The organism is Paenibacillus sp. GCM10027628 (genome assembly GCF_042676385.1).
Lineage (GTDB): Bacteria > Bacillota > Bacilli > Paenibacillales > NBRC-103111 > Paenibacillus_E.
The window spans coordinates 1-19211 of record NZ_JBHTHA010000041.1 but is presented as its reverse complement, the minus strand read 5'-3'; the positions used below and the strand labels follow the sequence as shown (position 1 = coordinate 19211).

Here is a 19211-nt window from a genome sequence, read left to right as displayed (position 1 = left end):
ACAAGAGCTTGCCGGCATGGTATATTTAAAGTGTAGAATGAAATACTTATGTCCATGTTTCTTGTCAAAGTCGTAATCTGATTATATCATCGTGTCTGTTTATATGCAATATAAAAGAACCTGATAAAACTATTCAGGTTCTTTTTTGATTTCCAGCTATCACTAGTCACAAGGTTTTGACGTGTCTATTGCTACGGCGCGGCGCGAACGAGAGCCTTTAGCTCCTCCTCGTCAATCTGGTCGCCTTTACACGAGTTTCATTAACCCGCCCTTCTTCATACTACCTGGTGCACGACTATCAGAGTCGCTGCAATCAAAGTAATCAGAAAGGCCGGTACCGCGCTACCAACAGGATGCTTGACTCTGAAATGTGAAAGGCATGCTAACAGCATCGTAATGCCAATCCAAATGCCTGCCCATACAGCTACTTCCGGATTCCAGTATCCGATAACAAGTCCGGCTGCCCCGGCTAGTTGAACGAGCCCAGTAACAACCCGAAACCATTGCGGCAGTTTAAGCGACTCGAACATTTCAACAAAATTTTTCGCACCAGCCAGCTTGCTTCCACCACCAAAGGCCATGGAGACGATCAGAAAACTTTGTAAAATAACAAAAATGATATTCATAAGTCTCTCCTTCCTTTTACAACTAGGCCAATACCTTTTCAAGCTCGCCGCACCATTTACCCCAGCCATACCTAGCACCTTCGAGACCTTGAGCATTTGCGAATCCGGTTTGTTCGAGATGAAGGTTAACTTTTCCGTCCCCTAAATCCTGCAGTGTCCAGGTGACCGTGTGCTTCTCCCCTCCGCTAGCCCAAGTATAGGACACCCGGTTTGGTGCGTCCACGATAAGCACTTCTCCGTCAATAATGCCATTCCAATATTCGGACGGCTGCGTGCGAAACTGAAAACGCTGTCCTACGACGGGCTCAAAATCATTATCCATTGACTGACCGTTGTGGATATTGACCACCCATTTGGCAAGCTTGCTTGAATCGGTTAAGGCAGACCAAAGCTTCTCANCTTGAATCGGTTAAGGCAGACCAAAGCTTCTCAATCGATGTCGTGTACTGAAAATCCAAGGATAATGTTAAACTCATTCTTCTTCCTCCTCTAATAGTTGGTTCAAACGCAACATATTCGTACTCCAGAACTTGCTGTAGAAAGACAACCAATCTTGAATTTCTCTGAGTGGAGAGGCGTTTAGCCTAAAAAGCGTTTCTCTGCCGACTTTTCGGTCAAGTACCAGTCCGACCTCTTTAAGGATTGTCAAATGCTTGGATACCGCTGTACGGCCCATTTGAAACTGTGACGTTAATTCATGAAGCGGTATCTCCTCTGCCTCTGCTAACAGGCGAATGAGTCGGCGCCTGGTTGGATCTGCAATCGCGTCAAACACATCCCGCAACTGGTTATTTTCGCTCACAACACCCTCTCCTATGCAATTTGTTGACTCTTAAATTCGACACCATTTGGTGTCTATTACATTTTAAGACACCATTAGGTGTCGTGTCAAGTGGGAAAACGAGTATGTTCTTGTCCTTAAGCCGAAAAACGCCGCCACAACCGTGGCGGCGCCCTCCTTAGCCGAGCTCATCCTGTTCATACATGGACGCCTCGCGATCCCGAATCACGCGGCGAAGCTCAGCCGCTTGACTCCGGTCAATTTTGCCTTGCTCATACAAATTTTGAACCTCATACCTTTCAGCCTGAACTGCGATCCAATGCAGCTCCTTCCGGGTTTCGTCAAAGGCATGCTCTTTGCGTTTGGAATGAAGGTGCATGGATTTCAACCGGTTTACTACCTGGTTGTAGTACGCGACAACACATTCGGTCGGATCATTCACCTTCTCCGGTGTGCATAGAGGGCCCATTTGGTTAATGACCGCTTGACCGCACTGAATGCGCAGCCCCCTGAGCGCCTCCACATCTTGGTCAGTGAAAGCCGGCTGCCAAGAGACTGACGCACCCGAAACCAATTCTCTTAATCTCAACCATAGCCGCTTGAACACGAGCACCCAAAGGTGAAACCGATTGGCCAAAATGAGCTCAACCCGATCCAGCATTTTGTGGTAAAACTCAGCATGTTTTTCTGTAATCGTCCCCTTCGCGAGACGTTCTTGAATATAATTCCGTTCGATGCCAAGCGCCTGAATCCTCATCGCAATTTCATCCTGGTTCAGATGCGACACACGCTTAAATTGTGTATCTTTTATGCTGTGCTGCTGAATCAGTCTGTTGTACTCCGCAATTACGGACTCTACCGCTTCTTCATTCCCATCATTGCTCTCCTGTTGCAAATGGCGCACAGCTGCTTTCAGTACGTGGACTTGCCACTCGTTCTCCACCATCGCTTTTTGCGTCTCGTCCGACGGTTCGCGCTTTTTGGCAATCATCGGCAGCAGTATGCTCGCGGTCAGTAAAGAAAGCAGAATGACACAGGCTGCCAGAAAAATGATCAAATCTCGCTCTGGGAACAGCTCCCCGCTTTGCAGAAACAGCGGAATCGAGAACGCACCCGCCAAAGTGACAGCGCCGCGCACGCCGGAGATTGTCGTCATCGCCAGCACTTTGAAGCTTAGTGCCTCCTTCCTGGAAGCGCCGAATATTCGCCAGCCGCGCGTAAAAAGCAGCGTCCATACGAAGCGCAGCACAAGCAAAAGCAAGAAGATTATAACGGCGTAACCAAGAACAACAACATTGTTAAAGCCCGGATCTTTAAAAATGACCGATGTCACAGCCGGAATTTGCGTCCCCAGAATGACGAACACGAGGCCGTTCAAGATAAACAAAATGACCGACCACGTGTTGGTCGACACGGAATTCAGCTTCGGCATGTCCTGCTCCAGCCGTTCGCTCTCTACAGCATGTACGATGCCGCCCGCCACAGCGGCCAGAATACCCGATACGCCGACCTCCTCGGCGATGAGATAAAGGAGAAACGGAGTCAGCAGCTGCAGCAGCATGTGAATCGTTTCGTCTTCCAGCCCCGCGCGTCGCAGCAAATGGCGAATACCGATGATGATAAAAGCGAGAAGCGCCCCTATAACGAGGCCGCCGATGGCGATCAGCAGAAAGCTGAACGTAGCTTTCTGCAGGGAAAAGACTCCGGTGACCGCTGCCGCAATGGCGAACTTAAATGCAACGAGGCCTGACGCGTCGTTCATCAAGGCTTCGCCTTCCAGGAGGCGCATCAGGCTTTTGGGCAGATGAATCCGCCCTGCCAACGCGCCCACCGCGACCGCATCGGTTGGCGATAGGATGGCAGCTAGCCCGAAAGCAGCCGGCAGCGGAATTGCAGGAATCATCCAGTGGATGGCATAGCCGACCACGAACACTGTCGCGAACACAAGGCCTACGGAAAGCAGCAGGATCGGCGCACGAAGCCGCCAAAGCTCTTCGCGTGGCGTATGCTTTCCGTCATTGTACAGCAGTGGCGCGATGAACAAGATAAAAAATAATTCCGGCTCCAGCGGCAAATGAATCCCCAGCGGAATGACGGTAATACAAGCACCGAGCGCAATCTGGATGAGCGGTACCGGCACGAACGGAACGAACCGGTAGATGACGTTTGACACGCCGATAAGAACGAGCATAACAAGAACGACAATAAATACTTCCAATCTGCTTCCCCCATTTTATACGTATAATCTGTGCAATCATTATTGTTATATTTTCCTTTATTTCAACTGCCATACTTAAACTCCTGCTGCTTACAATGTCCTAGTCATCCGAGCAGCCGAATACTGTCAGTGAAGTTGCAATAAATCCCAATAGTCATATTCTAGTTCACTTTTTATTAAAAAAATAAAAGAGCCGCAGATGCAGCTCCCACTCGTACTATAAGTCCCTTGCGTTAATGATTGGTGATAATTGTCTCATGCCAGGAAGAATTTATTTTTCTAATCTCTTCTAGATCACACTTCGGCTTACGGTCATAAGTCAGCAGTCCGTTGATTTCTTGTTCGACATCAGTAAGCTGTGTATAACAAAATCCATTAATAATTTTTGAAGCATAGATGGCTTCAATGACTCGACGGTACTCATTCACAAAGTCTGTCTCATTACTTACGGACGTATATCCCCAACCTTGCTCCGTACCAAGCGTAAACGCTATGCCTCCGAATTCCGTAAGCAGGATAGGTTCTCCCTGGTGGGCGAATCCGTTCGCGTATATCGGCCGTTTAGCCGGCATAGACGCTAGCATTTGTTCTTTTGTCGCAAGTGAGCGTTTAAACGTTTCGTATTTATCGGTTTCATCAGGCTGTCCGTGGTTATAGTTATGAACGGCACAAATATCGGTTGCGGTCATTTCCCAACCATCATTGGAAATCACCAAGCGCGTTGGATCGAGTGAACGAATTAAATAGTACATGGCAAGGCTGTGAGCTTGCTGTTGAGCGGATTGACGCACGTCCGGTATGCCCCAGCTTTCATTGAGCGGTACCCAGGTTACGATGCAAGGATGATTAAAGTCCCGCTCTACGATCTCAATCCATTCCTGCGTTAACCGCGCGACTGCACTCGGATGGTAGGATACAGCTGCAGCGCATTCCCCCCATACGAGGAAGCCGAGCCGATCAGCCCAATATAGGAATCGAGGGTCTTCTACCTTCTGGTGTTTACGACAACCGTTGAAGCCCATCGCCTTCGTTAATTCAATGTCCGTTTTGAAATCCTCATCTGAGGGAGCCGTCAGCAATCCTTTTGGCCAGTAGCCTTGGTCTAAAACCAGCTTCTGATAGTAAGGTTTATTATTAAGGTAAACCATGCCGTTTTCCGTATGAATTTTTCGCAGGCCAAAGTAAGATTCGACTTTATCCAATACTTGATCGTTTCGAACCAGCGTAACCTCGACATCGAATAAATTAGGATTCTCCGGCGTCCAAGTCCAGCCCGTATGATGAAATGGAGTTCGAAAAATGTTCAAATTAAATAAATGGAAGTTACGTTTCAAATACCGATCTTGAACCTTGATCCGGTCGTTCACAACCTGCTGACCTTTGTACGAAATTACAACATCCAGCTCAACTCCCGCAGGAGAACCGGCAATTTCAATTTCCGCTATACAATCTCCGCGGTCTAAGTCAGGTTGGAGCTTTAATTTAGCCAGGTGAGTAGCATCCACAGCTTCAAGCCAAACGGTTTGCCATATCCCTGTTGTTCTTGTGTACCAAATTGCATCGCTTTGCTCCAGCCAAAATTGTTTGCCTCTAGGAATGGTCTCATCTGTCGAAGGGTCTTCCACGCGAACGGTTACTTCCTCTTCTGCGCCATTCATCACTTCCGTAATATCGAAATGAAAAGGGACGTTCCCCCCTTCATGCGTGCCGACATATTGGCCATTGACGTACACCCAAGCGCGGTAATCGACGGCTCCAAAGTGGAGAATAACTCGCTTCCCCTGAAAACTTGGATCCGCTCGAAACGTTCGCTTATACCAAACCACATCATGAAACGAAGCATCATGAATGCCGCTGAGCTCTGTTTGATAGGCGAATGGCACTTCAATCGATTGTTCTAAGGCCACTCCACGATCAAACAAACGCTTCTCGGTCCCAACTTGCTGATCATCAAAAGCAAATTGCCACGTGCCATTTAAATTTTGCCAATCGGCCCGAACCAGATTGGGTCTTGGATATTCCTTGCGCAGCATAGATGTCACTCCTAATCTTCTCTTTATTTGTCACTTATTTACCAGGGCATAATATCAATGGAGTCAATCAGCCAAAACGGCGTAATATCCAGAGGTCGCTACGGTTACATTAAATTGAACGTAAACTTTATTGCATTCATTTGAAATCCGATTTCTACCCTCCTTATCCCAAAATGGTTGAACCCCCTTACATATTAACGCATTTCCATTTTTAAAATAATGACACTTTTCATGATTCAGTAGACATATCTAATGGTCTTTTCTCTAATTATGATTTTACCCGTGGTGACCATCGCGGAACTCAGACGGCGTTCGATTGGTCAACGTCTTGAACACACGATTAAAGTGACGAATATTCGTAAAACCCGTTGAATCCGAAATGACCTGAATTTTTTCATCCGAGTAAAGCAGCATGTGTTTCGCCTTCTCAATCCTTTTCTCCGTGAGGAAATCGATAAAGGATTGTCCCTGCTTGCTTTTAAACAAACTGCTTAAATAGGACGGGCTGAGATAGACGAATTCCGCCATCGTATTCAGTGTAATCGGCTCTGCAAAGTGTTCCTCCACATAGCGCACAACTGATTCGATGGGACTGGCAATGAATTTTCTCTGGCGATTAGCTATACATACACTCAGATCACCCAGAAGCTTTTGACAGCGCTCGATTAGTTCTTTACTGGACGAAAACGAGTAAATCTCCAGCAATACATGTTTAACATCCGTATCTTGAAGCCACTGATTGACCACCGCTAGATTGACCGCCAGCTCATAAAAGTGAAGCAGCATTTTACAAATTTGCTGATGAATAATCTCCGGATTTTTCCATTTACTACATAGGCTTGTGACGAACTCTCGGACTTGAAGCTCTACATCTGCTAAATTCCCTTCTTGTACAGACTGGTTCAATGTATGCCAATCTGCGGACTGCCACTCCATTTTCTCCATTTTGATCTCGGCAACGGTTTCACTAGAAAGCAATCGATCGCCTCCAATCACCAACCGGTATAATAGAGCAAGTCCCGCTTCTTTATAAGATCTGGAAATGGACTCCAAATCTTTGACAGGACTGCCTAAGCCAAAAGTAATGGTGAAATTGGAGAGCCCTCTAATTTCTTTACGGATTTGATCGGTTAACCTTTCTATCTTAGCCGAGGATAATTCTGTATCGACGTCATTAACTAAAGCAACAACCTCGATATCATTCATAATAAATACATGTCCCCGCAGCGTGCTGTCTATGCTTTCCTGAATAAACTGCTGCATATAGATGGAAAAAAGGGACGGATCCAACTGGTAGAATCTCTCATCCGTAACTGAATCGCGATCAAGCTTAGCAATCAGGCAGCTTATATAAGGATAAGGAAACTGAATGCCTACATTCTCGAGCAACTCCGCCTCTGCGTGATGAATACTTCCATTTAATAGACCGGCAAGAACCTGCTGCCGTACTTGACTTTGTACTTGTCTATCCTCAACCATTCTTTTACTTTCAAGAAGTTCCTTGCCGTGCCCCCACTCTTCCTGCAGCTTGCCAAGCAATTGATATAACTCTTCTCTTTCAAACGGCTTCATTAAATAATCTTTGGCGCCCAATCTTAACGATTCACGAGCATATTGAAAATCGTTGTATCCACTCATGACCACGCAAGAAATATGCGGATACCGCTCCTTAATAATGTACTGAAGCTGAATTCCGTCCATTCGAGGCATTTTGATATCCGTGATAATCAGATCGGGCTGCTGCTGCTCTATTTTTTCAAGTGCATCGACACCATCCATCGCCTCTGCAATAACGACCCAGTCCGCTTGCATCTCTGCGATCATCACTTGAATGCCTTTGCGAAAGATTCCTTCGTCATCCACGATTAATAGGTTAGGCATTCACTATCCTCCTTCAAGATCCGCTTCGATTAGGGGTAAAGTTAGGCTAATTTGGGTTCCTTGACCAAGCGTGCTTTCTATCTTAATCCCATATTGATGGCCATAACGCAAAACAATTCTGCGGTGCACATTCATAAGTCCATGACCGCCAGTGCCTTCGGTATGAGGAGGCTTAAATTGTTTATCCAGTAAGTTTTGCAAGCGAACTGCGCTCATACCGGCTCCATCGTCTTGAATCGTGATCAACATATGATCTTCCTGCTTCTTGCCTGTTAGTACAATCGTTCCATAGCCGTTACCCTTATCAATCCCATGCACAATGCTATTCTCAACAATCGGCTGTAAAATAAAGCGAATTACCGAATAAGACAACAGCTCCGGTTCAACGTGAACCTCAAAATTGATTTTATGCTCAAAGCGTATTTGTTGAATGGTCATGTATCCTTTTACATGCTCCAATTCCAAATTAAGCGGCACTTGGCTTTTGTGGCTGTTAATGCTGTAGCGAAGCAGCTTGCTTAAATTATTCGTCATTTTCACGACTTCCTTATTGCCTTGTATCTCTGCGTACATGCTAATCGAGCCTAATGTATTGTATAGAAAATGCGGGTTAATTTGACTCTGCAGCGCCGATATTTGCGAGTTTTTCTCCCTGATTTCAGATTCAAAGAGACGATAGCCTAAATCGCTGAGCTTAGAAACCATGATATTAAAAGATTGGCTAAGCTGCCCGATCTCATCGCGACTCCGAATAGGGATAGACACTTCCAAGTCTCCCTGCACGACTTTTCTCATCAAATTTCGCAGTTCACTGATCGGATTCGTAATTCGGAAAGCAACGGCTATGATACTTAGCGCGGCTAGAAGCAAACAGACAGAACTAATAAGGATCGTATAATTTCTCATTGTAATTGTGTCCTGAAGCAAGGTGACGAGCGGCACCATCTCCATGATGGTCCATCCTGTAAAAGGAGATGTGTAATAGGATAACAGCTCCGTGCCTGTTAATTGTTTATACAAGACGGTTCCAGCACCTTTATATGACATTAGTTTGCTACCATCGGTCAAATCTTCCATGCTTTTATATACAATCTCACCCGCATTATCGATAATCATAATGTTCTTGCGATCATTGGATATCGCTTCCATTTTATTGCGGATGATCGTTTTGTCCACGTCCAGAACCAAGTAGCCTAATGCCTTTCCCGTTTCTACGCTGCGAATTTTTCTGGCAAACGAATAAATCTGGCTGCTGGGATCGTTTCCATTTTTACTGAATGTACCGATATAAACGACCTTCCCCGTCTTGGAAACCTTATCGTACCAAGGTTCATGCTCAACATGCCGCATTGAATAGTTCGCTTGCTCTTCAGACATAACCGTAAAGGTACCGCCCGACATTTTATAAAGCGTAATCCCTGAGATATCTACCCTTCCATTCGCAAAGACGCGTTTCGTGAAATCCTCCAAGGTCACCCTTTCATTAAAAGAAAGGAGCGGATCGGATTGCGGGCTTGCCTCCAAATAAGCCAATATTTCCGGCGATTGATAGGGCAGTAAAGTAAGTACGTTGAGCTCATTGACATAGGTATCTATATTTGCCGTTAGTTCTTTCACGACGTCCATTTGGAATTTGCCTGTATTTTTCTGGATGGATGCCGAGTAGCTCGTGTAGGTCAAATAGCTGGCTATCCCTAGCGGGGCGGCGATCAGGATAAAGCTAATGACAATTAATTTAATGACGATCGGGAGATTCTTGATCGACTGTATTCTTCTTTGGAGCTGTAATCTGCTGTGCCTGTAGATTGGCATTAATAATGTTTTGAGCATTCCGCAGCACCTCTTGTGGTGTTTGTTGACCAGCCATCATCTTTTCGAACTCGCGTATAATTTCATCGTTGATTTTGCCCTGCCTTGGCTGATTAGGAAAATACTTCACATCATCCGCCGAACTTGCGTAGTCCGGACGATATTTAAGCTGCTGAAACTCCTCGGATTCAACGGCCTTTTTCACTGCCGGAATGTGCCCGGCCTTAGCCCAGCTCGCCCCGTGAGCAGCTACCCAATTGGCGAATTTAAGCGCTGCGATCTGCTTTTGCTTGTCCGGTTTCTCATGGTAAGGCAGAGAGAACGTGTGGGAGTCCCCCCATGTGGCCGGATGATCATAGATTTGCGGTATTTTGATAACACCAAAGTTCAGGTCCGGCACCTTCTCAAAGGTTCCCGTCGCCCAAACCCCTGTTATTAAAAGTGCGGCGTTGCCCTTAGCGAAGGTTTGCATGGCATCGTTAATATTCGGAAGAATCAGCTTACGGGCATATAGCGAATTGACAAAGCTCAAGGATTGCAGTGCTGAGGGGTTATCGATCCCTGCCGCTTTTCCGTCGTCGGTATAGAATCTTCCACCGTCCTTATTCATCTGATTATATAGAGAATACCACAGCCAAAAGGAATCGATTCGGACACTCGGCTCCGCTAGTGGGGTAATTGTAGACGGCACATGAGCACGGATTTGAAGCAAAAAATGATTGAACCCATCTTCGCCATTAGCCAAAATAGGTTTTTCATTGTCATCCAGAAGTCCTGCTTGCTTAAGCAGCGTCTTGTTGTAGTACATGACTTCAAGATGTGTGTCTAATGGAATGCCGTAATGCTTCTGATCGGATACGGTGCTCTTCAAGATCGTCGAGTTAAATTCACTCCAATTGACGCCCGCCTCTTGAGCCAAGTCATTCAAATCGGTTAAGAAATCAGCTGGAACATACTGGGAATATTTAGCGGAATGTACGATCGCAATATCAGGTGCTTCCTCGGTCACAATCGCCGTTGAGAGTTTGGTATAGTAGTCACCCGAATTATTATTGATTTGTTCCACTTTCACATGATCCTTATTCTCTTTATTATATTGCTGCACCAACTCAGCCATAAATTGACCATCGCCTCCGCTAAACGGAGACCAAAAAGTGATGCGAAGCTTACTGCTGCTGGCATCATCTGTTATCGTAGCGACTGGCGGGCTGCAGCTGGCAGTGCATAGGCTCAGGAGCGTAAGCAGGGACACAGCGATTAACTTTGATGGCTTGTTACCCTTGAAGTTCATAGAATCCCCCAATCGCAGGTGTACAGTGTTGTTCATAATTATACAAGAAACACACCTCCATTAGGAGATGTGCCTGATTTTATTCACCGCCGGGTACTGCTATTGGCGTTCCTTCGGCGATCGGCTTGCCAAAGTTCGGAGTTCCATCTGCATTCCACGTAAAAGGCTGCATGCGCACATTGCGATTCCAGCCAGAGCCTTGCGATTTGGCGCCGTGATAAAGAATCCAATCCTCTTTCCCGTCCGGCGATTTGGCAAAAGAGTTATGACCCGGTCCAAACACCTGATCTGTTTTTGAAAATACGGCTTGATCATGTTTCGCCCATGATGCCGGATTCAATACGTCACTGCTCATTCGAGTGCTCAGCATGCCTAGACAATAATCATCCGTCCAGCTGCCGCTTGCCGAATAGATCACAAAAATTTGATCCTTATGCAGCAGCACCTCCGGACCCTCATTAATCGTCGGGTTCCCGACCAACTCCCAGTCATAAGTGGGTCTAGAGATCTCTACAGGCTTCCCGCTAATGGTGAACGGATTGCTCATCGGCGCAATGTACAAATGCTGGCTTACATTCACCTTCCCTTCCCAGCCGGACCAAATGAAGTATAGGGACCCGTCTTCTTTTTGCAGCGTTGTTCCATCAATCGCCCATCTTCCGGCCGTGTCCAGCATGCCTTTATCGACATAGGCTCCTAAGGGATCATCCGTTTCCGACTCTAGCACGAACATGCGATGGTTTTCGTTCTGACCGTCATCTGCGGCATAATAGATATACCATTTACCGTTAAGGTAATGTAATTCCGGCGCCCAAATGTTGGAAGTATTGGGTCCTTCCACAGGCGGAAACCAGACGTCCTTATATTCGGCATTGGAAAGCCCGGTTAATGTTCGAGATTTCCAAATTCTTATCGAATTCCCCGTCGTATGCGTGTAATAGTAGATCCCATCCTTTGAAGTGACCCACGGATCAGCACCATTGTCCATTATTGGATTTGTAAATGTTTTCGTTGCTTTCACGGCTTCTCCGCCAGCTCCTTTCGTGCATCCTGCCAACAGCCAAATACTAACGAGCAAAATACTAAGTATGCGCATTAGAAATTCCACCTTCGATTTCACGGCCTGCCAACTACTGTTTGACCCCTGTTGCTGTGATCGATTGAACAAACTGCTTTTGACCGATCAAAAAGATGATGAGTGTAGGTATGGTCGATAAGGTAGCAAGCGCCATTAATTTGCCATAGGATTGGACGAAGCTTCCTGTTGCCATAACCGCTATGCCTGCAGTTAGCGTTCTCATCTCCAAGTCTGTAACGGTAAAGAATGGCCATACATAATCGTTGAAAACGCCCATAAAGGTGAAGATAGCGAGTGTCGTTACAATGGAGATCGAAGATGGCAATAAGACGGACGTGAAAACGTGCCATTTATTAGCCCCATCGATTCTGGCAGCTTCAATAATTTCATTGGGGAATGCTCCGAAAAATTGAAGCAGCATGAACACACCGAGAGCCCCGCCGGAATAGGGCAAAATAAGCACATAGTACGTATTAATCAAATTAAAATGACTAAAATTCAAATATTGAGGGAGGAACGAAATTATGCCTGGAACCATTAACGAACCTATAAATAAAACAAATAATGTTTTTTTGAAAGGAACATCTAGCTTGGCTAACGCATAGGCAGCCATAGAATCCAGTAGAATAACCAGGAACGTTGCGGCAATACCCACGAAGAATGAATTAAAAATCCAGCGAAAAATGGGAACCTCTACATCGCCGCCCACAAAAATCGTATGGAAATTATCCCATGTAAATTCTTGAGGGAGCAAATGAAACACAGGTGACATGACTTCAATATCGGTTTTGAAAGAATTGGAAAACATCCAAAGCATCGGTAGTATAAAAATGATGCCTAGAAGCGAGGCCAACAACACATAAAAAATCTTTAAGGGTTTCACGGGTCACTACTCCTTTCTATTCGTGACTTTAAATTGAATTATGGAAGCAACCATAATGGTTAGGCCCATGAGAATAGCCATTGCAGAAGCAGACCCGATTTCTCTGGCTGTGTAGGCCGTTTGCAGAATGCCCATCATTAACACTTTCGTCTCGTCGCCAGCATTACTCATTAAACTAGGCTGGGCGAAAATATTATAAGAAGCGATGGTTGAAGTAATCAACACAAAAACAATGACAGGTCTAATAGAAGGGAGTGTGATCCTTAGCAGCCGATCCCATCCACTCGCGCCGTCTATTTTAGCCGCTTCATAGAGATCCTCAGGTACGCCATTCAGCGCATTAACAAAGATTATCATGTTAAAACCGATGGTCCACCAAAGCGTTGCTACAACCAATGCGAACCAAACAAAGGGGCTCTCCAGCAGCCACGGAATCGGGTCAAACTCATGAATCCCTAACTTGGCTAAAAACAGATTAATAAATCCGCCGGTCACATCAAACATTCGTTTCCAAATTACGGCCATGACAGTTGCCGAAACCGCATAGGGGATAAAATAAATCGACCGAAAGAAGGAACGCAGCTTCGCCGGAAGTGCATTAAGCAGCAAGGCAAATCCTAAACCCACGATGACTAGAAAAGGAACGGAGAACACAACAAACTTCAAAGTTGCTTTCATCCCGATGAAGAAGAGATCATTTTCTTGGGTACCCTCAGTGAAAATACTCTTGTAATTACCCAATCCAACAAACGGATGCACAGGATCAAGCAAGTTATACTGCTTTAAGCTAATGACAAAGCCGTAAATGATCGGAATTAGAGTAAAAGCCAAAAAGGCTAGAAAATACGGTAATATGAATAAGCTGGAAGTCAGCTTGGATTTCAAATTGGACATGGTAGACAACGGATTCCCTCCTTTACCTTAGCAAGGAAGACGGGTATACGATACCCGCCTTCATTTAGTTCGCTATGGTTTATTTCTTCATCGCTTGTGTTGATTTGGCTGCTGCATCATCCAGCGCTTGCTTAGGATCCTTTTTACCTTGTAAAGCATTGGCTAGTTCACTCCAGATACTGTCGGAAATCGGGCCCCAGTTCAAAATTTTTGGAGCAAATTGCACATAATCAAATTCTTTGGCTACTTCGGTTTGCTGCTGTGTCATAGCTTTAAATGCTGCACTTTCACGTACGGCCTTGGAAGCTACCGCTTGACCCGACTCCGCCCAATCGATCGAGTTGGCAGATACGTATTTCAAGAAATCACCAACACCTGCTAGCACATTGGCATCGGTCGTTGATTTAGGAATAACAAAGTTATGCGATCCGGCGAAAACGGCTTGTTTGACTGTGCCGAGCTGCGGAACCGGTGCCACACCGTAGTTGATCTTCGCTTTATCGAAGGCATCCTTCGACCAAGGACCATTGAAATGCATGGCGCTTTTTCCTTGTTGGAACAAGTTAAAGTCACCGTCTTGAGCAACCGTAGGCGGAGATACCTTCATCGTCGTCAAGCTTCTCATAAACGTCACAGCTTCTACACCCGCCGGCGAGTTGTAAGCAATATTTCCTTTATCATCTACAAAGCTTCCGCCATTTTGGAACAGAATGGTTGGGAACAGGAAGTTTTGAATCCAGAACGTCGGCATCGCTGCGCCCCAAATACCTTTGGAAGGATCGGTCAGCTTTTTCGCATCTTCGACGAATTCTTCCCGATTGGTAGGCGGTTTCGTGATACCGGCTGCAGCGAACAAATCTTTATTGTAGTACATCACTAATGGATGAATGTCCAAAGGAATGCTGTACCATTTGCCGTCCTTTGTTGCATAATCGACCGTCGCATCGGGGAAGTTGCTCTTCTCCACGCCAGCAGCTTTAGCAATATCATCCAGGGGCTGCAACAAATCTTTGGCGATATACGTTGGGGTTTGGTCCAGATGCATGATGGCTACATCTGGTATTCCTTTTTTCGTAGCAATCGCTGTATCCAGCAGCTTATAGTAATCACCACTCGGTTGGATCGTCATTTTAACTGTATATTTATCTTGCGAAGCGTTGTATTTATCAACAATTTTCTTCATGAATGGACCATCATTCCCTGAGAATGGCGTCCAGAAGTTCACAGTTACTTTCTCACCGCTTTTAGCAGGTTCGGGCGCTTTGGTCGCTGCTGCTCCTGTTGAAGCGGAAGCCGCCGGTGTTGCCGTAGCAGGAGCCGTATTCGCGCCTTTATTGGTCGAACATCCGGATAAGGCCATTGCGAGTGACAAGCCGGTTAAACCTATCAATTGTAAGCTTTTCAACTTCACCATATTGTAATCTCCCTTCAATTTAAACACGTTAGAATGTACTTGCTTCTCTATATGGATTTGTGTCAAAATTGGAGTGTCGATTGAATTTTCACCAAAATTCAGTCGCACTACCACCGAGCGATCAAAAGGGGAACCCACGCCAATGGACCTTTTATCGCTCTTTCTTTTTCCTCCCCGTACTTCCAGCACGATCCTTATATTCACATTTACTAATTCCTTATCACCCCACGTTATCTTCTTATTGCTTTCCACAATCTAACTATAATGGCTTTTAGAAAGCGTTGCCATGACGATATTCAAGAAGCATTGGACATATTTTTAGGTAAAGCACTTGAAGTGCAAAAAACCAGCAAACTCAAGGGTTTGCTGGTTTGGGCATAGGTAAGTTTAACCTGGATTTTATGATTACATCAAGTATTTTCCCGTGATCGAATGCTTCGCATGGATGATCTGCGGAGGTGTGCCCTCGAACACCACCTGACCGCCCTTGCTGCCTCCGTCCGGTCCCATATCGATGATCCAATCCGCTTGGCTGATTACATCGAGGTTGTGCTCGATGACGATCACCGTATTGCCGGCATCCACGAGGCGGTTCATGATTTCCACAAGGTGACCGATATCTGACATATGTAGGCCGGTCGTCGGCTCGTCCATTACGTAGATGCTGCCCTTCTTATGCAGCTCGCTTGCCAGCTTGATGCGCTGGCATTCCCCGCCCGAGAGTGTGCTGAGTGGCTGGCCGAGTGTAATATAGTTCAGCCCCACATCACTCATCGCCTGAAGCTTGCGCACAACCTCTTTTAGCTCAAAAAAGTCCAATGCCTGCTCCACCGTCATCTCCAGCACTTCTGCAATTGACTTGCCGTTCAACTTGTACTCAAGCACCTCTTCCTTGAAGCGTCTGCCTCCGCATACTTCGCATGGCAGCTTCACGCTGTCGAGGAATGCAAGATCTGTATACACCACGCCAAGCCCTTGGCAGTTCTCGCAAGCTCCCTTGGAGTTGAAGCTGAATAAGCCTTGGTTCACCTTGTTCGCGGAGGCAAATGCCTTGCGCACATCATCCATAATGCCAGTGTACGTCGCGGGATTCGAGCGTGTTGACACGCCTACCGCCGATTGGTCGATGACGATCGCATCCGGATGCTGACTGAGGAACGCTTCGTTAATCAACGTACTTTTGCCCGAGCCGGCGACACCAGTAACGACTGTCAGCACTCCTGTGGGGATGTCTACACTCACGTTCTGCAGGTTGTGCAGAGTGGCATCCTTGATGGACAGCTTGCCGGATGGCTGCCTGCAATCGTGTTTCAGTTGGAGAGGCCGCTTCATATGAGTTCCTGTGAGCGTACTAGACTCCAGCAAGCCTTGGAAGCTTCCTTCATACACGACGGTACCGCCGCGGCCGCCGGCGTAAGGCCCGACGTCGACAATATGATCCGCCACCTTGATCACATCGGGATCATGCTCGACAACAATCACGGTATTACCCTTGTCGCGCAGTTTCTGAAGCAATTCATTTAACCGGTGTACATCACGTGGGTGCAAGCCTACGCTGGGCTCGTCGAAAATGTAAGTGACATCCACCAGACTGCCGCTCAGGTGTTTCACCATCTTGACGCGCTGCGACTCGCCGCCGGACAGCGTATCCGTCTCACGGTCCAGCGTTAAGTAGTCAAGTCCGATATCTACCAGATGCTGCAGTCGCTCTGTCAGCGACTTGACGATCGGCTTAGCAACGGGATCGTTAATCTCCCGAATGACGCGAACGAGCTCTCCGACCTCCATGGAGGACAGCTCTGCGATGTTGTGCCCATTGATTTTGCAGCCCAGCGCAGCTTGACTTAGTCTCGCGCCGCGGCAACTGGAGCATGGACCTTCGGAAATGAAAGGTATAACTGCTTTTTGCGTGCGTTCGGACTTTGTTTTCACATCTTGCTTGATATATTTGTTGGTGAACTTCTCGATGACACCTTCCACAGTAATATTCATGGCCTTGCCGCCAAAATCCACCTGGACCTTCTTAGCCTTGGCGTAAAGCAGTTGTTCCAGTTCCTCATCCGTATAATCGCTCAGCTTCTTGGCTGGATCGAAGTCCCCCGACTGCATGATCATGTTCCATTCCCAGTCGTTCACCGCATAGCCCGGAAGCATAATGGCCCCTTCGTTCAGCGACTTGGACATGTCCACCGCCCTACTCATGTCGACACCAAGCCTGCGACCGATCCCGTTGCACTCGGGACACATGCCTAGAGGATCGTTAAACGAGAACATGTGCGCTTGTCCAACATAGGGCTGACCCACCCGGGAGAAAAGAAGACGGAGAATGGGCGAAATATCGGTAATCGTGCCCATCGTGGAATGGGAACCGCCTCCCAGCCGCTTCTGATCTACAATAACAGCCATGCTCAGGTTCTCGATCGCGTCTGTATCCGGCTGTGGAACTCGGGGCAGGAAGTTGCGTACGAACATGCTGAAGTTCTCATTCAGCAGTCGTGTCGACTCTGCGGCAATCGTATCGAAAACGATTGATGACTTGCCGGATCCGGATACCCCGGTGAAAATCGTGATCTTCCGCTTGGGAATGCGCAAGGAGACGTTCTTAAGATTGTTTTCCCTCGCACCCGAGATTACGATATACTCCTGATTAGATTCGCTCATGATTATCATCCTTCCGATCGTGTTAATTTTTACTTCTATTTACATTGTACCATTCATCGTGCGTTGAAAGTCGAGCAGCCCGAACTTGACTCGAAACGACAAGAACTTGTCAGATTGTCCAAACTAAACATAAACCGGCTGCAAAATACACATGCAGCCGGTTTATGCTTTTTCGTTTCAAGCAGGTTTCTACTATAATACTCATCCATTTAGCATTGGGTAAGGAAATATTTATTACACGAATGCGGTTATTGTTCAAACACCTTTTCAAGCTCGCCGCACCATTTACTCCAGCCAAACTTAGCGCCTGCGAGTGCTTGTTCATTTGAGATTCCGGTTTGTTCGAGATGAAGGTTAACCTTTCCGTCCCCTAAATCCTGCAGCGTCCAGGTGATCGTGTGCTTCTCTCCGCTTGCCCAAGTATAGGACAACCGGTTGGGTGCATCCACGATAAGCACTTCGCCTTCAATAATGCCATTCCACCATTCGGTCGGCTGCGTACGAAATTGAAAACGGTGTCCTACGACGGGCTTAAAATCATTTTCCATCGCCTGACCGGTATGGATGTTGACCACCCACTTGGCAAGCTTGCTTGAATCGGTTATGGCGGACCAAAGCTTCTCGATCGATGTCGTGTACTGAAAATCCAAGGATAATGTTAAACTCATTCTTCTTCCTCCTCTAATAATTGGTTCAAGCGCAACATATTCGTACTCCAGAACTTGCTATAGAAAGCCACCCAATCTTGAATTTCTCTGAGTGGAGAGGCGTTTAGCCTAAATCGCGTTTCTCTACCGACTTTTCGGTCAAGTACCAGTCCGGCCTCTTTAAGGATTGTCAAATGCTTGGATACCGCTGTACGGCCCATTTGAAACTGTGCCGTTAATTCATGAAGCGGTATCTCCTGTGCCTCTGCTAACAGGCGAATCAGTCGGCGCCTAGTTGGATCTGCAATCGCGTCGAACGCATCCCGCAACTGGTTGTTATCGCTCACAACACCCTCTCCTAAATATTATTGCCAAGGGACAGCCGTTAATTTCACCACCTCCATAAAGTATGCGGCTCTTCGGACGTAGCACCCACAAGGCGAGAGCTGGGTTTGCACACCTAAGTGGGCTAAAAATATGGTACGCTTAAGCCCCAAAGTCTCCCGCGCATGCATGCGATATAGCTGTGCCCTCATTCCTAAGAAAATGCTGAGTATGCCCATTCTTAAGCCGCGGAATATCCGGCTTGAAGATGGCTATCGTCTCGAATATCCCCCATTGATGGCTTAACTCCCCATTTTCTACGCTCCCCACAACGAATGTTAGCAGCGCATTTGTAACTAATAAGCGATAAATTTCCCTCAGGGCTGGGTTACTACATTCGCGGTTGCTTCCGCGCCGATAAATTGGACACCATTTAGTGACGATTTAATTTTAGGTCACCATTTGGTGTTGTGTCAAGCTCCCTAGGGGGAATATTTTTCATTATAGGACCTATTAATGTGAACCCAATAAATATCGCTAAAAACCTCAATGGTGTTGATAACCCTTTGGGTGCATTCAAATTAAAAAAAGAGCCTTGTCGAAGTGATCAGGACCCTTTGTCAAGGACACTTAAAAAAGAGGTTGTTCTAAGAACTTTAGGAAGCCAATAA

14 protein-coding genes and 1 pseudogene are annotated in these 19211 nt (G+C 46.5%); all 15 read right to left on the bottom strand.

Annotated elements, in window-relative coordinates; translation table 11 throughout:
• Positions 1-275 precede the first annotated feature (275 nt).
• Complete coding sequence (locus ACFQZT_RS26435; protein WP_379304857.1) at positions 276-626, bottom strand: DoxX family protein; 351 nt, start codon at positions 624-626, stop codon at positions 276-278.
• 22 nt (positions 627-648) lie between these two features.
• Positions 649-1102: pseudogene (locus ACFQZT_RS26430) on the bottom strand (SRPBCC family protein).
• Entirely contained in the window at positions 1099-1428 is a 330-nt protein-coding gene (locus ACFQZT_RS26425; RefSeq protein WP_379304855.1) for an ArsR/SmtB family transcription factor, read from the bottom strand. Before ACFQZT_RS26425 ends, ACFQZT_RS26430 begins: the two are co-directional and overlap by 4 nt.
• A gap of 157 nt (positions 1429-1585) precedes the next feature.
• A complete protein-coding gene (locus ACFQZT_RS26420; RefSeq protein WP_379304853.1) occupies positions 1586-3625 on the bottom strand; it encodes a Na+/H+ antiporter in 2040 nt (679 codons plus the stop codon).
• A 233-nt stretch (positions 3626-3858) separates the two neighbouring features.
• Positions 3859-5658 (bottom strand): glycoside hydrolase family 2 protein, encoded by a 1800-nt coding sequence (locus ACFQZT_RS26415; protein ID WP_379304851.1) that lies wholly within the window; start codon positions 5656-5658, stop codon positions 3859-3861.
• A 276-nt stretch (positions 5659-5934) separates the two neighbouring features.
• A complete protein-coding gene (locus ACFQZT_RS26410) occupies positions 5935-7539 on the bottom strand; it encodes a response regulator (protein ID WP_379304849.1) in 1605 nt (534 codons plus the stop codon).
• 3 nt (positions 7540-7542) lie between these two features.
• On the bottom strand, positions 7543-9369 hold the full coding sequence (locus tag ACFQZT_RS26405; protein ID WP_379304847.1) for a cache domain-containing sensor histidine kinase: 1827 nt from the start codon (positions 9367-9369) through the stop codon (positions 7543-7545).
• Entirely contained in the window at positions 9275-10639 is a 1365-nt protein-coding gene (locus ACFQZT_RS26400) for an ABC transporter substrate-binding protein (protein WP_379304845.1), read from the bottom strand. Before ACFQZT_RS26400 ends, ACFQZT_RS26405 begins: the two co-directional genes overlap by 95 nt.
• 79 nt (positions 10640-10718) lie before the next feature.
• Positions 10719-11735, bottom strand: coding sequence for a glycoside hydrolase family 43 protein (locus ACFQZT_RS26395; protein ID WP_379304843.1), 1017 nt, complete (start codon positions 11733-11735; stop codon positions 10719-10721).
• A gap of 34 nt (positions 11736-11769) precedes the next feature.
• Positions 11770-12600, bottom strand: coding sequence for a carbohydrate ABC transporter permease (locus ACFQZT_RS26390; RefSeq protein WP_379304841.1), 831 nt, complete (start codon positions 12598-12600; stop codon positions 11770-11772).
• 6 nt (positions 12601-12606) lie between these two features.
• Positions 12607-13494: a carbohydrate ABC transporter permease gene (locus tag ACFQZT_RS26385; protein WP_379304973.1), complete on the bottom strand. Its 888-nt coding sequence runs from the start codon at positions 13492-13494 to the stop codon at positions 12607-12609.
• 79 nt (positions 13495-13573) lie between these two features.
• Positions 13574-14908 (bottom strand): ABC transporter substrate-binding protein, encoded by a 1335-nt coding sequence (locus ACFQZT_RS26380; protein ID WP_379304839.1) that lies wholly within the window; start codon positions 14906-14908, stop codon positions 13574-13576.
• Positions 14909-15313: 405 nt separating this feature from the next.
• Positions 15314-17569 (bottom strand): ATP-binding cassette domain-containing protein, encoded by a 2256-nt coding sequence (locus tag ACFQZT_RS26375; RefSeq protein WP_379304837.1) that lies wholly within the window; start codon positions 17567-17569, stop codon positions 15314-15316.
• A gap of 248 nt (positions 17570-17817) precedes the next feature.
• Positions 17818-18237, bottom strand: coding sequence for an SRPBCC family protein (locus ACFQZT_RS26370; protein WP_379304835.1), 420 nt, complete (start codon positions 18235-18237; stop codon positions 17818-17820).
• A complete protein-coding gene (locus tag ACFQZT_RS26365; RefSeq protein ID WP_379304833.1) occupies positions 18234-18563 on the bottom strand; it encodes an ArsR/SmtB family transcription factor in 330 nt (109 codons plus the stop codon). Before ACFQZT_RS26365 ends, ACFQZT_RS26370 begins: the two co-directional genes overlap by 4 nt.
• Positions 18564-19211: the final 648 nt, after the last annotated feature.

What these genes read in the sequence shown, in the direction of transcription:
- ACFQZT_RS26405 (WP_379304847.1), bottom strand. Translation starts at nt 9,369, where the DNA reads ATGCTCAAAACATTATTAATGCCAATCTACAGGCACAGCAGATTACAG.
- ACFQZT_RS26410 (WP_379304849.1), bottom strand. Translation starts at nt 7,539, where the DNA reads ATGCCTAACCTATTAATCGTGGATGACGAAGGAATCTTTCGCAAAGGC.
- ACFQZT_RS26435 (WP_379304857.1), bottom strand. Translation starts at nt 626, where the DNA reads ATGAATATCATTTTTGTTATTTTACAAAGTTTTCTGATCGTCTCCATG.
- ACFQZT_RS26395 (WP_379304843.1), bottom strand. Translation starts at nt 11,735, where the DNA reads ATGCGCATACTTAGTATTTTGCTCGTTAGTATTTGGCTGTTGGCAGGA.
- ACFQZT_RS26375 (WP_379304837.1), bottom strand. Translation starts at nt 17,569, where the DNA reads ATGAGCGAATCTAATCAGGAGTATATCGTAATCTCGGGTGCGAGGGAA.
- ACFQZT_RS26385 (WP_379304973.1), bottom strand. Translation starts at nt 13,494, where the DNA reads ATGTCCAATTTGAAATCCAAGCTGACTTCCAGCTTATTCATATTACCG.
- ACFQZT_RS26380 (WP_379304839.1), bottom strand. Translation starts at nt 14,908, where the DNA reads ATGGTGAAGTTGAAAAGCTTACAATTGATAGGTTTAACCGGCTTGTCA.
- ACFQZT_RS26400 (WP_379304845.1), bottom strand. Translation starts at nt 10,639, where the DNA reads ATGAACTTCAAGGGTAACAAGCCATCAAAGTTAATCGCTGTGTCCCTG.
- ACFQZT_RS26415 (WP_379304851.1), bottom strand. Translation starts at nt 5,658, where the DNA reads ATGCTGCGCAAGGAATATCCAAGACCCAATCTGGTTCGGGCCGATTGG.
- ACFQZT_RS26370 (WP_379304835.1), bottom strand. Translation starts at nt 18,237, where the DNA reads ATGAGTTTAACATTATCCTTGGATTTTCAGTACACGACATCGATCGAG.